At 35.6% G+C, this 17,874-nt stretch carries 6 protein-coding genes and 1 tRNA gene; 5 read left to right on the top strand and 2 right to left on the bottom strand.

The annotated features are described in order from the left end of the window. Positions 1-72: 72 nt before the first annotated feature. Positions 73-681, bottom strand: a complete 609-nt coding sequence (locus OYT91_RS12705; protein ID WP_269224515.1) for a 50S ribosomal protein L25/general stress protein Ctc — start codon at positions 679-681, stop codon at positions 73-75. A 52-nt stretch (positions 682-733) separates the two neighbouring features. Next, complete coding sequence (locus OYT91_RS12700; RefSeq protein ID WP_269224516.1) at positions 734-1,675, bottom strand: ribose-phosphate pyrophosphokinase; 942 nt, start codon at positions 1,673-1,675, stop codon at positions 734-736. A 291-nt stretch (positions 1,676-1,966) separates the two neighbouring features. Here OYT91_RS12700 and OYT91_RS12695 point away from each other — a divergent pair. The 5 genes from OYT91_RS12695 to OYT91_RS12675 all read left to right on the top strand — a co-directional run bounded on the left by OYT91_RS12695 (position 1,967) and on the right by OYT91_RS12675 (position 17,773). Beyond that, a tRNA-Leu gene (locus OYT91_RS12695) sits at positions 1,967-2,046 on the top strand. Positions 2,047-2,593: 547 nt separating this feature from the next. After that, a complete protein-coding gene (locus tag OYT91_RS12690) occupies positions 2,594-8,605 on the top strand; it encodes a T9SS type B sorting domain-containing protein (protein WP_281238259.1) in 6,012 nt (2,003 codons plus the stop codon). Between the two features lie 46 nt (positions 8,606-8,651). Beyond that, positions 8,652-9,569 (top strand): PorP/SprF family type IX secretion system membrane protein, encoded by a 918-nt coding sequence (locus OYT91_RS12685; RefSeq protein WP_281238258.1) that lies wholly within the window; start codon positions 8,652-8,654, stop codon positions 9,567-9,569. 18 nt (positions 9,570-9,587) lie between these two features. Next, complete coding sequence (locus OYT91_RS12680; protein ID WP_281238257.1) at positions 9,588-11,453, top strand: OmpA family protein; 1,866 nt, start codon at positions 9,588-9,590, stop codon at positions 11,451-11,453. A gap of 281 nt (positions 11,454-11,734) precedes the next feature. Continuing rightward, positions 11,735-17,773, top strand: a complete 6,039-nt coding sequence (locus OYT91_RS12675; protein WP_281238256.1) for a T9SS type B sorting domain-containing protein — start codon at positions 11,735-11,737, stop codon at positions 17,771-17,773. Positions 17,774-17,874: the final 101 nt, after the last annotated feature.

Here is a 17,874-nt window from a genome sequence, read left to right as displayed (position 1 = left end):
AATCTTTCGCTTCTATTCAAAAAAAAAGCACCAGTCGTGAAACTGATGCTTTTGATATAGATTGAAAAAGTATTATTTTTTCTTTTTTGCAGGAGCTTTTGCTGCTTTTGCTGCTTCTTGCGCTGCTTTCATAGCGGCACGAGAGATCTTCACTTGACAAATTACTGTATTGTCTGGGTGCATGATTTTGAAGTTTGGCGTTGGCACTTTAGTAACGTATAATTTGTTACCCATGTCAAGAGGTGTAATGTCAGCCTCAACGAAATCTGGAAGATTTTTTGGTAAAGCTCTTACTTTTAATTTACGGTTGTTTAAACGTAAATCTCCACCTGCCATAACTCCTTTTGAGTTACCAACAATTTTTACTGGAACTTCCATAGTGATTTCTTTATCCTCATGGATTTGAAAGAAGTCAATGTGTAAAATTTTGTCTGATACTGGGTGAACTTGAATGTCTTGCAAAATTGCGCTGTACGTTTTTCCTTCACCAAGCTCAATCACAACTGTGTGTGCGTTTGGAGTGTAAACCAAGTTCTTGAAAGCTATAACTTCCGCTGAAAAATGAACTGCTTGACTTCCTCCGTATAATACGCAAGGAACCAATCCAGCATTACGTAAGGCTTTAGTTGCTACTTTACCTACGCTTTCTCTTTCTGATCCTTTAATTGTAATCGATTTCATTGTAAAAATTTATATAGTTATTAATTAAACTCTTTTTCTAGTTTAGGGGGCATTACATTAAAAACTTCCCGCTAATTGAATTGTTGTGGTGTACCATGTGCATTACTTCAGCAAAAAGTGGTGCACAACTCACTACTCTTATTTTGTTAGATTGTTTCTTTAACGGAATAGAATCGGTTACGATTAATTCCAATAATTTTGAATTTTCTATTTTCTCGTAAGCAGCACCTGATAATATGGCGTGTGTACAAATGGCTCTAACGCTTAAGGCTCCTTTTTCGATCATTAAATCGGCGGCTTTCGCCAAAGTTCCTCCAGTATCAATCATGTCATCTACTAAGATTACATTTTTGCCTTTTACTTCTCCGATAAGTTCCATTGTTTCAATAACATTGGCCGCTTTTCTTTGTTTGTAACAGATTACTACTTCAGAATTTAAGAATTTAGAATAAGCGTAAGCTCTTTTCGATCCTCCCATATCTGGTGAAGCAATCATTAAATTGTCAAGACCTAAACTTTCTACATACGGCAAAAAGATTGTGGATGCAAAAAGATGATCTACTGGTTTCTCAAAGAAACCTTGTATTTGATCAGCATGCAGGTCCATGGTCATTATTCTGGTCGCTCCTGCAGCATCTAGTAAATTGGCTACTAGTTTTGCTCCTATCGGAACTCTTGGTTTGTCTTTTCTGTCTTGTCTTGCCCAACCGAAATAAGGTATTACAGCGGTAATGTGTCTTGCTGATGCACGTTTTGCAGCGTCAATCATCAATAATAATTCCATTAAATTATCGGCAGTAGGAAACGTTGAGCATACTATAAATACACGCAATCCTCTGATAGATTCTTCATAAGAAGGTTGAAACTCACCATCACTATAAGTAGATATGGTAACTTTTCCCATTGGGATACCGTATTCTTTTGCGATTTTCTCTGCAAGATATTCACTTTTTGAACAAGCAAAAATTTTAGCTTCTGGTTCTAGGTGTGACATTTAATTTGTTGTTTTAATTTCGAAGCTCTTTATATAATAGGACTTTATCAATTTGTACAAAGTCAGAAGAATATAAATGCCTCGAGTGTAGTTAGTTGTGTGTACCGTTTTTAACGAGGTGCAAATTTAGAAAATAAAATCAACTCTGAAAGGAAAAAATTAAGTATTTTTATTAGAATGTTTAAAAATATTTTTTACATTTGCACCGTGTTAAAGAAAAAGATAGTTGTTAATTTTAATTGTCTCTTTATTGCGTTGAAATAATTCTTTTATTATTTCATGTCTAGCTAAGCCCGGATGGCGGAATTGGTAGACGCGCTGGTCTCAAACACCTGTGGGAAACCGTGCCGGTTCGACTCCGGCTCCGGGTACAAAAACCGCTTCGAAAGAAGCGGTTTTTTTGGTTTTTAAATATTCGAATACTTTTTATATTCCTCATTCCGGGTCTTCTACAATTCTTTTTTTTTTGATTCCTTTTTTTTATATAACATTTTCAATTGAATGTTTTATTAGACTAATTTTTTTAACTTTTTTGTTTTCTTACTCTTTCTTTGTGCAAACTTTTAATTAAGCATTAACTTTCTAAACTTGTAATATATTACTATCAAAAAATAATTTCGTATAGCTGGATTTTATGTATTTTTTACTGTTAATTTATTAAATTTTGTTAAATTAAATATTACATTTTTTATGAATTATGTTATATTAAAAATCGATTAAATGTGTTTGTTTGTCGACCAAATATCAATTTATTAAGAAATAGTGGCTTTAATTTACTATTTTTTGAAAATTTGTAAACACTACAACGTTGTAGTTTTTATTGTTAAAAAAGAGATTATTTTAAATGTAATTAATGATTTACTTTTAAAACCTTAAAGGTTACTAAATCGTTATTTTTTTAACAGTAAAACAAGATTGATGAAAATAATATTACGTTTAATTTTTCTTATTATCATTTTATTAAGCAATAAATTAATTGCGGTAAATTTTGCGAATTTAGCAACGTTTACAACCCATAAAGACAATATTTTTCTTTCAAAAAGTATTGGTACTAAAAATTCTTTATATAACACTTCTTATTTGTCGTTAAAAGCTTTAGCAGTAATCACTCCTCCTAACACAGTAGCAGGTAGTTCCTGTGGGCCTGGTATAGTGACTCTTTCGGCTACTGGAGCTACTGGTGATATCATCGAATGGTTTTCTAGTCAAACTAGTCCAACGGTTTTGGCAACTGGAAATACTTATAGTCCAAATGTTTCAGCAACTACTACTTTTTACGTTTCTGCTAGATCAGGATTGGGTACTAGTACTCGTGTTCCAGTTGTAGCATCGGTATATAATATTCCTCCAGCAGTTTCTTTGTCGTCAAATCCAATAAATAACACTTCCAATCCTTTGTGTTTAGGGACTTCGGTTACTTTTACAGCTTCAGGAGGAGCTGATTTATTTGAATTTTCAGTTGATGGTGTTGTTAAGCAGGCAATGTCAAGCAGTAAATTATTTACTACGAATGCATTGACTAATGGTCAAATAGTAAGCGTTCGATCCAGATATGCAGTAACATTAGACGGAAATCTTACCGAAAGTGCTTGGGGGACAGGAGTGTTGGAAGACAATGTTGGTGGGGCTTCTTTGTCTGGAAATGCAGCAAATGGATATATTAATGCCTTAAAAATAAGTCCAACCGAAGATAAATTGGTTTTTGGGATTGCTGGTAAAGCTTTAAATTTTAGAAGGATAATGGTTTTTCTAGATACCAAGCCAGGTGGATTTAATGTTTCTAATTATGGTGACGAAAATGGATCGCTACCAGATGTAAGAGCTTTTAATTATTTTAACAACAATCCCAGTACTTTTGATTCTTATTTTGCCGCTGATTATTGTATTGCAATTGCTACAGATACTGGTGAAACGAATTATTATGCAGACGTAATAGAATTGAAAACTGGAAATTCTACCAAAACCTATTTAGGAACTGCTGCCACTGGAACTCCAACTGCTGTAATGGGTGTTAATAAAAATAATACAGGAACCACAGATAATAATTTAGGATTTGAAGTGCAAGTATCCAAAGCATTAGTTGGTTATACTGGTGGAGACGTTAAATTTTTTGCTTTTACAATGCAAGATAACTCTTCGTCTAATTATAATGTCACAAACTCTTTTTTAAGCCCCGCAACTAGAACTACGGATTATGGAAGTGGAGCAGTCGATTATAATCTTGAAGCTCCAAATCCTGTTGTTGTGGCAGGTGCAGCAATGACTCCTTGTTATTCTACCGCTAGTTTACCAATTAATTTTGCATCCAGTCCAACTATTGCTAATGTAGGAGCGAATCAATCTAGATGTTCTTTGACGAGTGCTCCTCTGGGAGGAAATACACCATCAGTAGGAACAGGAGTTTGGTCTCAAAAATCAGGACCAGGAACTGTTACATTTAGTGATAGTTCTCTTGGGAATACTACAGCTACCGTTAGTGTGACAGGAACTTATGTTTTTACTTGGACTATTTCAAGTGGTCAATGTAGTGTATCATCTGCTGATATTACAGTTGTTTATAATGTTACAGATGCTCCAACAGGTTTTTCCAATCAAAATTTTTGTAAATTAAATATCCCAAAAGTTAGTGACTTGGTTGCTACAGGAAATAATATAGAATGGTTTTCAACAGCTTTTGGTGGTACAGCGATTCCGACTAATACTGATTTAGTGACAGGTTCTTACTATGCAGAACAAACCAATGCGACAACTTCTTGTAAAAGTATTGTTCGTTTGCAAGTAAATGTTATTGTGGATGATCCGGCAGGCCCCATAATAGCAGCTACTCAAACATTTTGTAATTCAGCAAAAATTAGTGATTTAGTTGCAACCGGTACTGACGTAAAATGGTATGCGGCTCCAGTAGGAGGTTTGCCATTAGATCCCAATACTGATTTAGTAAATGGAGAAACCTATTATGCCACACAAACAATTACAGGTACATTATCTTGTGAAAGTTTTTCAAGATCTTCAACTACAGCTACAATAAATGTAACTCCAGTTCCAACGGGTTCTGGTACACAAACAGTTTGCAACTCTGGAACAATAGCCGATCTATTGGCGTCAGGGGCAGGAACTATTAAATGGTACGCCAATTCAACTGGAGGAAGTGCTCTTTCTACTTCGGTAGTTTTGGTTTCTGGTATTACATATTATGCTTCTCAAACAATTGGAACTTGCGAAAGCGCTGCCAGATATGCGCTTACAGTTACAATAAATAATCCACAACTGGCTGTAAGTGGAGGAAATCAATCGGTTTGTGCATCGAGTCCTTTACAAACTCTAACAGCAACTGCATCTGTTGCAACCGGAACAATTGTTTGGTATAATGCTATGACAAACGGAACTATAGTTACTAGTCCAGTTTTAAATGCAGTTGGTTCTATAACTTTTTATGCGCAGAATAACATAGCTTCTTGTTCAAGCACTTCAAGAACAGCTGTTGTTTTAGAAATAAAGGATTCTCCATTTTTGAATATCACGACAAAAACATGCTCGGTTGATTTATTATCCTATACTGTAGCTTTTACAGTTGCAAGTGGAAGTACTATTACAAGAATACCAGCTGTTGGAGTGATAGCTGGAAATTCTATAACTAATATTCCTGCAGGAACCAATATTACCATTTCGGCTGATAAAGGAAATGGGTGTATTGAATCTATTGTTGTAACCGCTCCCGATTGTGCATGTGCCATTATAAGCAATCCAATTACTGGAGGGAACAAGTCTATTTGCGAAGGGCAGGTTAATCTTAGTTTGTCAGCTACAGTTAATGCAGGAGAAACGGTAGATTGGTATCCAACAAATAGTGGGGGAGTTGCTATATTGTCAAACAGTACTACTTACACCCCAACCGTTACTTTGCCTGGCGTTTACACTTATTATGCTGAAGCTAGAAAAACCGTTGATAATTGTTTAAGTTCCAGTAGAACTGCTGTATCGCTGACTATAAATTCGCAATCCAAACCTACGGGTTCAAACGTCCAAACCTTTTGTGAATCTCAAAATGCTACTGTTGGAAATTTAATGGCCATTGGAACTAATATTAAATGGTATGCTGATGCAATTGGTGGCACCCCTCTTTCTAGTTCGGACGCATTAGTTGATTCAGAAGATTATTATGCTTCTCAAACAGCAACATCTGGTTTGCTTTGTGAGAGTGTCGAGCGGTTGAAAGTAATTGTAACTATTAATAAACCTGCTGCTCCCATAACAACTGTTGCTAATCCCATTTTTTGTAATTCCGCAACAGTAGCAGATTTAACAGGAACAGGAACAAATGTAAAATGGTATGATTCTTTGGGTACTTTATTAACTGCTAGTTCATCTTTGACTGATGGTTTATATTTGGCTACTCAAACGATTTCTGGTTGTGAAAGTGTTACTAAATTAAGCGTAACTGTTTCTATCAATAAGCCATTACCGATAACAATCAATGGAAATATAACTTTTTGTGAGTCCGAAAATGCAACAGTTGCTTCTCTTACAACTAAAGCGACTTCTGGAACTTCTATAAAATGGTATACGTCAGCTACAGGAAATACAGCATTATTGGATTCAACGTCTTTGATTAATGGTTTATATTATGGTTCTCAGACAGTATCTGGTTGCGAAAGTACCCCAAGAGTCATAGTGGATGTTACTATAAATGCTCCATCAAGTCCAATTGGTGATGGAATACAGTTGTTTTGTTCCAGTCAATCTGCAAAAATATCGAATTTAGTAGTTACCGGTAGCGCTCCAATTGTTTGGTATAACGCTCCAATTTCGGGAAGTTCATTGCCTGTGTCAACTTCTTTGGTAGATGGGATGAAATATTATGCTACTCAAAATGTTTCAGGTTGTGAAAGTGTAAATCGTCTTGAAATTTCAGCAGTAATTGTTGATCCTTTGACTCCAACAGCTGACTCTGTGACACCTCTTTTTTGTGAATCTCAAAATGCAACACTAAATTCAATTGTATTAAAAGGGATAATAAATAATTCAAATGTTGTTTGGTATGATGCTACAAGTGGAGGGACTATTTTACCTTCGAATACAATGATTACTACAGGAACGAGCTATTATGCTTCCCAACAATCCACTACTCCAATAATTGGATGTGAAAGCATAAACAGATTAATGGTTAGCCCTGTTTTGGATAAACAACAAACTGGAATTATTGATAGTATGATTCAGCCAACTTGTGCAATACCTACAGGAAGTATTATGTTTAGCGGATTACCAACAACTGGAACCTGGACTATTATTCCATCCTCTGGTACAATTCAATCTGGTTCAGGAACTAGTTATTTGTTTACTGGTTTAGCGGCTGATACCGATTATACTTTTAAAGTTTCTAATTCCAATAGTTGTGCTTCAGTTTCTTCAACTGTAGTAGCAAAAATGAATGCAATTCCGAAGCCTCCGTTAATGCCAACAGTTTCGAATAGTATTCAGCCTACTTGTGCCATTCCAACGGGAACTATTGTAATTACACCACAACAAGGAATGGAGTTTAGTTTGGATGGAACTAATTATCAAATTTCAACTATTTTTGAATTTTTACCACCAGAGAACTATGTAATGTATGTTCGAAATATTTTGGATGCTTCTTGCTCTATTAATTCTGGGACAACCGTTAAAATTGATGCAATTCCAAATTTGCCAATAGTTCCAACGGTTTTAAATCTTGTACAACCATCTTGTGCCGTTCCAACAGGAACAATTTCGATTGCAACACAAATAGGAATGGAATACAGTTTAGACGGAATAAATTATCAATTGCCTAATGTTTTTAGCAGCCTTGCTTCGAATGATTATACACTTTATGCTCGGAACACCGCCGACGTTACTTGCGCTTCAAATTCTGCAGTTGCTGCTAAAATTAGCGCAGTACCAACAGTGCCAGTAGTTCCAACAGCTTTGAGTGTTGTTCAACCTACTTGCGCAATACCATCTGGAACCATTACTATTGCATCTCAAACTGGGAAAGAATATAGCTTGGATGGAATTAACTATCAAAATTCAAATGTATTCAACGGTCTTAACCCAAATAATTATACTTTAAATGTTAGAAATGTTGGAGATATTACTTGTGTCGCATCATCGTTGGGCGCAACAACTATAGACCCAAAACCTTTGGTTCCTGTTACACCAACTCTTTTGTCAGTGATTCAACCTACCTGTTTGGTGCCTGTTGGAACAATTGAAATAGCGGGAATAGCTGGAGTTGAATATAGTGTAGGTAATGGTTATCAAGATAATCCTGTCTTTCAGAATTTAGCGCCTGCCAATTATATAGTAAGCGTTCGATTTAAAAACAACATTACCTGCGAAACCATAGGAGCCAAACAATTAATAAGTGCAATACCTCCTGAAATTCAATTTGAATCCTCTTGGACTTGCGTGTCTAATAAGTATGAAGTAACAGCTAGTCCGTTGTCAAATTCTTATGATTCAAATACAGTTGAATATATATGGAAAGATCAAAGTGGAGCTACAGTTGGAACTAATTCGAATATTTTGAATGTAAGCGATATAATAGAAGCTACTGCTATAACAGAAACCTATCCATTGGTTTATAACCTTACAGTGAAATCCAATTCAACAGGTTGCGAAACAACTTCAAACATTACCATTGAATCGATATACTGCGATATTCAGAAAGGAATTTCACCAGATGGAAATGGTTCTAATGATTTTTTTGATTTACGATTGATGGATGTAAAAAAAATAGAAATCTTTAATCGATACGGACTTCAAGTGTATAGTCAGTCTAATTATACGAATCAATGGTTTGGCCAATCCAACAATGGTGAAGCGCTCCCGAGTGCTACTTATTATTATGTTATTGAATTTAATAATGGTAAATCCAAAACAGGATGGATTTATTTAATTCGTGAAAATTAAAATAGAAATAATTAAAGAAACTTTTTTTAGAAAAAATATATAACACATGAATAAAATTTTACTGACTACTTTATTATTTCTGTTGCTTGTTATGGATGTCAAGGCGCAACAGGATCCTCAATATACTCAATACATGTATAATATGAATGTTATAAATCCTGCTTATGCTGGTACCAAAGAGCACACTACTTTTGGATTGTTGTACAGAAAACAATGGTTGGATATTGAAGATGCTCCTACCTCTTTTACTTTTTATGGGGAAGGGCCAGTAGGAAAAAATGTAGGTATCGGTTTGTCTATAATTGCCGATAAAATAGGACCAATAACAGAACAAAATGTGTATGGTGATTTTGCCTATAAATTAAAATTAGGAGAAAACAGTAATTTGTCTTTTGGAGTTAAGGCTGGAGCGACTTTTCAAAAAGTTAATTTTTCTGAAATTATTTCTACTTTACCAGACCCTTCGGAAGGAATTTTTGGCAAAAACAGCAATGATGTAACCTTCAATATGGGAGCGGGTGTTTTTTATTACACAGATAAATATTATGTTTCATTTTCGATACCTAATATGATTAAGGCGGCTCATTTAGATTATGATGGCAAACAATATGGTTCAGATGTTTCTCATTATTTTTTAACTGCGGGCTATGTTTTTGATCTTAATCCAAATTTAAAATTTAAGCCCTCATTTTTGTTAAAATCCGCATTTAGTGTCCCAACTTCTATAGATGTTTCTGCTAACTTTTTATATCAAGAAAAAGTAGAATTTGGAGCTACTTATAGATTGCAAGATAGTTTTGGTTTGTTAGTTAATTTTAATGTTACACCTGATTTAAGAATAGGATATGCTTATGATCACATTGTTTCAAATCTAAATATTGCTACTTCATCTTCTCATGAGATAATTTTATTGTACGATTTTTTACCAGTCAAAAAAGTATCACTTTCCCCAAGATTCTTCTAATATTATAAGTTATTTGAAATGAAAAAAAATATTATGATTTTCTTTTTTGTGTTATTGAGTTTTTCTCTTTTGGCACAAAATAAAAACACTAAAATTGCTGATGCTTTATTTGAAAGATTCGAATATGTAAAAGCTACTCAAGAATATCTTCTTTTGGTCGAAAAAGGTAAAGCAGACCCTTATGTGTATAACCAATTAGGAGAGTGTTATTATAATATGTTCAATACTGTTGAATCGGCTAAGTGGTATGCAATGGCAGTAAAAACGGATCAAGATGCTGAAACGTATTTTAATTACGCACAAATGCTAAAAGTAAATACTAAATATGAAGAAGCGAATATTCAAATGAAAGTCTTTGCCGAAAAAGCTCCAATGGATCAACGAGCGATAGAATTCAATAAAGATCCCAATTATTTACCCAGTCTGATTGATAAAGAAAAGCTTTTTGATGTCAAAATATTGGATATTAATTCGGACAAGTCAGATTTTGGCGCAGCTCTTTTTGGTGATGTTTTATATTTTTCAAGTGCTCGAAATGTTGGCGGTAAAAAATACGGATGGAATAATGAGCCGTTTTTGGATATTTATCAATCAAACCTAAAGGCTGATGGAAGTTATTCTGAACCAACAGCAGTTTCAGAATTGAATTCCAGATTTCATGAAGGCCCAGTAAGCATAACCGCAGACGGGAATACCATTTATTTTTCTAGCGAAAGTTTCAATTCCAATCTTTATGAAAAAGACAATGCCAAACGTCTAAAATTTGGCCAGGTTCATTTGTTTAAAGCGCAAAAAGTGAATGGAATTTGGACTTCGACAACCCCAATGTCTTTCAATAGCAAAAAATATTCTACCAGTAATCCATCCATTGATAAAGAAGGTAAAACTTTGTATTTTTCGTCAAATATGCCGGGTTCTATTGGTGGAATAGATATTTGGAAAGTCCAAGTAAATAATGATGGAACATACGGAAAACCAGAAAATTTAGGAGCTAAAATTAACACAGCTGGAGATGAAAGTTTTCCTTTTGTGACAAATGATAATGTACTGTATTTTGCATCCAATGGTTTAACTGGTTTTGGAGGATTGGATGTGTTTTTTGTGGATTTGAAAACAAATGATGTTCCAAAAAATGCTGGGAAACCCGTAAATTCAGAGAAAGATGATTTTGCATTAACGTATAATACGATTAAGCAATTGGGTTATGTGTCTAGCAATAGGTCTGGTGAAGATCATATTTATTCTTCTATTCCAATTTGTAAAGGAAAGATAAAAGTAGTCGTTAAAAGCGTGAAAGATAATTCTGTTTTGATACATTCAAAAGTGCTTATTTTGGATGAAAAAGGCAATGTAATTGGCACCCAGTTATCAAATGAAAAAGGGGAGGTAATGTATGATGTCGATTGCGAAAAAATTTATGTAATTGAAGTGTATAAAGATGGTTACGTAACTGAAAAAATGCCACTTGCCAAATTTGTTGGAGGAGTGATTACGGTTGATGTTAACATAAAACCTATTGATGTTGTAATTACTGAAACTGAAATTATTTTGAACCCTATTTACTTTGATTTTAATAAAAGTAATATAACCAAACAAGGTGCTGAGGAATTGGATAAATTAGTTTATGTCATGTCACAAAATGACAAATTGAAAATTTATGTAAAATCACATTCAGATTCCAAAGGAGATGATAAATACAATTTAAATCTTTCGGATAAAAGAGCAAAAGCTACAGTTCAATATGTGATTTCCAAAGGAATTGATGCGGCTCGAATTTCTGGCAAAGGATTTGGAGAAACGGAACTTAAAATTGATTGCAAAAACAAATGCACAGAGGAACAAAATGCGATTAATAGAAGATCCGAATTTTTATTGGTGAAGTAAATCGGCTAATTTTTGAAATTTTAAATATCACAAAACTTTCGCAATTAGTGAGTTTGTTTAAACTTTTCAACACTATCACGTTTTCGTAAAGAAATAGAATTTTGACCTAGTTGTATGTGTTAATATTTACATAAATTTAACATTTGAAATAAAATGCTGTATGTGCAATTTTTTTAATATTTTTTTAGATGATTGATAAAAAGATCGTTTAAAAAAAACACATATCAAAATAGGATTGATATTTTCAATTCGCCAAACCAAACTATTTATAACCTATACTTATGCAAAATTTTACTTTGCAATCCCTTTTTGCCCCAAAAAAGAGATTACTACTACTTGTTTTTTTATGTTTTATAACATTTACTTTTTCAAATGCTCAGAATCTGCTTTCATCAAACAATCCTAGTTTTGAGGGAATAGGAGGTTTTCAGACAGACAATGCATATATTGATATTACTGCTAGTATAAGTGGAAGTAGTTCAAATGGTAATTATGCCCTAATTGCGGATTCAGGTCCAATGAATACTTCTAGTTTTAATGCTATACCGCCACATTCAGGAGCCAAAATGATGGTTATTGATGCGTTAAGTTCAACTAACTCTAAAATATTTTGGCAGCAAAATCCAAACATAAAATTAGAAGGAGGAGTTACCTATACCTTTTCCTATTGGGTAGTTAATATTAATAAAAATGGAACCAGTAATAGTGCATTTCCAAATCCGGTTATAGTATTTAGCGCTTTAGATCAATGTATTTGTACTCCTGTTTTGAAATCGGGAAGTGCTACTGTAAATAGTGCAACTTGGCAAAAGGTAGTGTATGAATTTACACCTTCGGGCACTGGAGCAAAATGGGTAAGAATAGAATTGTCATTACCTAGTGCGACACCTAATGGGAATGATTTTGCTATTGATGATATTTCATTATACGCTCCACCACCGCCATTAACGATATCGACTTCGCTAACCAATCCTTCTTGTCCAACTGGTAATGATGGGGTAATTGTTGCTTATCCCAATGGAGGTGTTGGGCCATTTACTTTTACATTATCTGGAGCAGTATCGGCGACCAATTCTACTGGGATTTTTCAAAATTTAGCAGGAGGTACTTATTCTGTAGCAGTAACTGATTCCAATTCTCCAGCTTCTTCGGTTTCAACTCCTGCAATATTGATAGCTCCATCTGATATTACTTTAAATGCATCGCCTACTGGATGTTTGTTGTCTGGAGCAACGGTTACTTTGACTGCAGCCAATGGTGGCGCGACCTATTCTTGGTCGGCTTCACCAGGGGGAGCCATAGTGGGTACAGGAAATAGTATTGTTGTAACTCCTACTACTCCTACTACCTATACAGTAAATTCGACCACTGTTCCTCCTTCTGTTGGGAATTTAATCGGAAATCCTGGTTTTGAAAATGGAACATCAGGCTTTTATTCGGATTATGGGTATTCTTTGACCAATACAAGTGGAACGCAATTTGCTTATGGTATCGTATCAAATCCTTCTACATGGTATAATAAATTTACCACTTGTGGAGACAAAACAACGGGTTCAGGAAATATGTTAGTAGCTGATGGTGCAACTATTGCCAATAGCGTAATTTGGTCACAAACGGTACCTGTTGAAACCTCAAAAAGTTATACTTTTTCGTTTTGGGTTCAAAATATAGGTGATGGAAGTAAGGCTACTTTTGATGTACTTATTAATGGAAGCCCTGTTACTATATCACCAATTTCGGCTACAAACAATGTAATTGCAGGAACACCAGCAACAACAACTTGTAATTGGACGAATATTACTGGGACTTGGAACTCAAGTGCAGCGACCTTGGCTACTATAAAAATTATAGATTCTAATATTTCATCTGGTGGAAATGATTTTGCCATAGATGATATTTCTTTTAGTACCACATCCTCAAAAACATGTTCGTTGTCTACTTCAACGATCGTATCAATTGGTGGATCTGCACCAGTTATCGGATTTTCATATCCTACACCAGTTTGTAAAAATGGGACTAATCCTTTACCTACATTGGCATCTGGTTTTGTTACGGGTGGGACCTTTAGTTCAACAGCAGGATTAGTGATAAATGCTACTACAGGCGCAATCGATTTAGCAACTTCGGCAGTTGGGGCCTACACAGTGACCTATGCAGTGGCTGCCAATGCTGCTATTTGTCAATTGGCAGGTTCTTCAACAGCTACTATTACCATAAATCCTGTCCCTAGTATACTCACTACTCCAGGAGGTAATTTATGCGGTTCTGGAATTGTAAGTATGTCAGCTACTGCTACTGCAGGATCGACCATTAATTGGTATACAGCAACAACAGGAGCTGCATTTACTACTGGAAATACTGTAAATACACCCACAAGTATTAGTACATCAACCAATTATTATATAGATGCTACTTTAAATGGTTGTACTTCGACTCCACGTGCAATGGTTACTGCGATTGTAAATCCAATTCCAACTATTTTGACGACACCTGGAGGTTCAAGTTGTGGCGCTGGAGTGGTTACTATGACGGCTACCGCAACAGCTGGTTCAACCATCAATTGGTATACCGCTACTACGGGCGCTTCCTTTGGAACGGGCAATTCAATCAATACTCCTACAAGTTTAAGTACAACGACTACTTATTATGTAGATGCTACTCTTAATGGGTGTACTACTGCTACAAGAGTACCAATAGTTGCGACTGTAAATCCTCCTTTGACTTTTTCGTGTGGTACACAAACTAACACTAGTGTGACTTTTGATTGGACTGCAGTAGTTGGAGCAACAAGTTATGATTATACCTATACAAAATCATCAGGTGGTGCTGCAATTACTGGGAATACAACAGCAAATAGTTTGAATGTTACTGGATTGTTACCAAGTGAAAGCATTACGATCAGTGTGAAACCAATCGGAAGTCCGTGTTCTATTTTTGTTGGGCCTTTTACTTGTGCTGCTTCGGCTTGTAATACTCCAACAACCAATCAAATTGTTGATATCAAAAAATGTGCTAATGCTATAATTCCTATTCAAACTTTTACAAGTCCATTGGCGACGGCTTCATTTAAATGGACAAACGATAATACTGCAATTGGATTAGCTGCGAGTGGTACTAATAATCTCCCATCTTTTACAACGGCTAATGTAACCACTGCCCAAATTGCTAAGATTACAGTAAATGCTATTGATCCTTTACCACCAAATTGTACTGGGCCAGATATGGTTTTTTATATCACTGTAAATCCTTTGCCAACAGTTACGGTAAATAGTCCAGCGGTTTGTGCTGGAACAAGCGCAACCGTGATTGCCACGCCAGGCGATTCAGGTACTTATAATTATGCTTGGACAAGTTCCGTTTCTGCTCCAAGCAATGTGGCTAGTTTTTCTACCACAGTTGCAGAAAATTATAGTGTAGTAATTACAAACCCATTAACAACTTGTTTCAGTTCAAGTGCTTCAGGTGCAGTAACAATAAATCCTTTGCCTACAGTTACCGTGAATACCCTTCCAGTCTGTTTTGGAAACAGTGCAACCGTAACAGCGATTCCAGGCATAGTTGGTACCTATAATTATACTTGGTCAGTTCCTTCTGGGGCTTCTCTTCCTGGAAATGTAGCTAGTTTTTCTACCACTGTTGCAGGACCCTATAATGTCATAATCTCGGATGCAAATTGTTCGAGTGCTATTGCTAGCAAAACAGTAGTTATTTATCCATTGCCTACAGTTACGGTTAATAATCCAACAGTTTGTGCAGGTAGTAGCGCAATCGTTACCGCTACTCCTGGAGCTTCCGGGACCTATAATTATGTATGGACAGTGCCCATTACTGCACCAGCTCAAGGAAATATTGCGAGTTTTTCTACCACAGTGGCTGGAAATTATAGTGTGATTATAACAGACCCAACAACAACATGCTCCAGTGCGAGTGCATTGGGTACGGTAACTGTTACTCCTTTACCAACAATGATTTTGTCATCATTGCCAGCTACAACGAGTCAGTCTCTTTGTATTAATACTGCCATTACTCCGATATCGTATACCGTTGGCGGTAGTGCAACTGGCGCCAGTGTCACTGCATTGCCTACTGGTGTAACAGGAAGTTTTTCTTCTGGGGTATTTACTATAAGTGGAATCCCAACGGTAGCAGGAACATTTAATTATACAGTTGCAACTACTGGCGGTTGTACACCAGCAGTAAGTTTATTTGGTACGATAACAGTTAGTCCGTTATCAACCCTTACTTTGACGACGGTAGCTTCTACAACTAATCAAGTTTTTTGCTTGAATTCGACATTAAATACAATTACCTATGCAGTTGGGGGAAGTGCAACGGGAGCTGTGATAAATGGTTTACCCGCAGGAGTAACAGGTAGTTTTGCTGGTGGTGTAGTTACCATTAGTGGTACTCCAACTGTATCTGGTTTGTTTAATTACAAGGTCACTACAACAGGAGGATGTTCACCTACTGTTATTTTGGGAGGTACAATTAAAATTAATCCTCTGTCAACGATGATTCTGTCATCGGCTTCAACAACAACAAATCAAACCATTTGTTCAAATGACTCGATAACACCAATAGTATATACTGTTGGGGGTAGCGCTATTGGTGCCACTGTAACAGGATTACCAGCTGGAATAACTGGTACTTTTGTTTCTGGTATTTTTACAATTAGCGGTACACCAACGCTTCCGGGAACTTTTAATTATAGAGTAACCACAACAGGAGGTTGTAATCCTGCTATAGTTATGCTTGGAACGATTACCGTAAATTCATTACCAATTGCTAGTTATACAGGAATTACATCCCTTTGTTCTGGTAATGTAACTTCGATAGCATTATCAAGTACAATTCCAGGGTCCACCTTTTCATGGAATGCCGTGCAAAATAATGTATCAGGTGCTTCATCCAGTACAGGAAATACAATTGCACAGACACTTTCAACTACAGGAACTAATGTAGGACAAGTGGTATATAATGTAACGCCAATTGCTGGAAGTTGTTTAGGATTACCAAAAATGATTACTATAGATGTAAGCCCTGTGCCTAATGTTGTTGATAATACTGCTAAGAAAATAGTGTGTTCAGGAGAAACTACTAATATCAAATTATCTAGTGGCATTGTCGGAACTACTTTTTCATGGACTGTAAATGCAACAGGCGTAACAGGTGCTACTGTAGGTTCGGGAAATACCATTACACAAACACTTTCCAATTTGGGTTTTGTACCAGGTACTGTAGATTATACCATAACACCATCAATTAATGGTTGTATTGGCACGCCAATTGTTGTTACGATTACTGTTAATCCGTTACCAGAAGTTTTGGGGACACCCCCAGGAACAATTTGTAGTGGATACAATACTAATGTTGTTTTATCTCCTACAATTTCAGGAACTACTTTTGATTGGACAGTTCTTCAAGTTGGTGTTACTGGAGCTATTGCTGGAACTGGAAATACTATAAATCAAATATTAGAAGCTACTGGAAATTCACAAGGAAATGTTACCTATACAATTACTCCAAGTCTTAATGGATGTATTGGAATACCATTAGATATTATCGTTAACGTAAATCCTTCACCAAAACCTTCTCTTGTAGGAGGTGTAATATGTGTCGAACAAGCAACAGGTATTGCATTTAAAACACATACACTAGATTCTGGCTTGAGTGCTTCAAACTATAATTTTGTATGGTATTTAAATGCAATACCTATAATTGGTGCGAACTCTAATACGTATGACGCTGTACAATCTGGGGACTACAAAGTGCAAGCGACAAACAATTTAACGGGTTGTGATGCTACATCCGAAACGGTTAAAGTGACTGATTCTTTCCCAGGATTAGCTATGTCAACAACTCAGACTTTGGCTTTTTCTGATAATGCAATGGTAACAGTTTCCGTTACTGGTGGTAATGCAGCATATGAATACCAGCTGGACAATGGATCTTTTCAATCGTCAAATGTTTTTGAAAATTTGAAACCTGGTCCACATTCTGTTACTGTAGGTGATGAAAATGGGTGTACCAATTTAACTCAAAGTTTTTTTGTAATAGGATATCCTAAATTTTTCTCTCCAAATGGAGATGGGCATAATGATTTTTGGAATGTTGTTGGACTCGATGGACAACCTGCATCTGTTATTTATATTTTTGATCGTTATGGTAAATTATTAAAACAAATTTATCCAACGAGTGATGGTTGGGATGGGTTTTATATTGGTGCGGAAATGCCAGCAACAGATTATTGGTTCACCATAGAATATACCGAACAATCCGAAATTAAGTTATTTAAATCACATTTCTCTTTGATACGTTGATTTAGAAAATAATCACTCCCAGCGAATGAATTTGATGTTATTCAATGATAATAAAGGTTTGTAATTTTTTGATGAATTACTTAAATAATTATACTATTAAT

Origin of the sequence: Flavobacterium praedii, assembly GCF_026810365.1 — a bacterium.
GTDB classification, from domain to species: domain Bacteria; phylum Bacteroidota; class Bacteroidia; order Flavobacteriales; family Flavobacteriaceae; genus Flavobacterium; species Flavobacterium praedii.
Note: the sequence above shows the minus strand (reverse complement) of the source record. Positions and strands in the feature narration are given on the sequence as shown.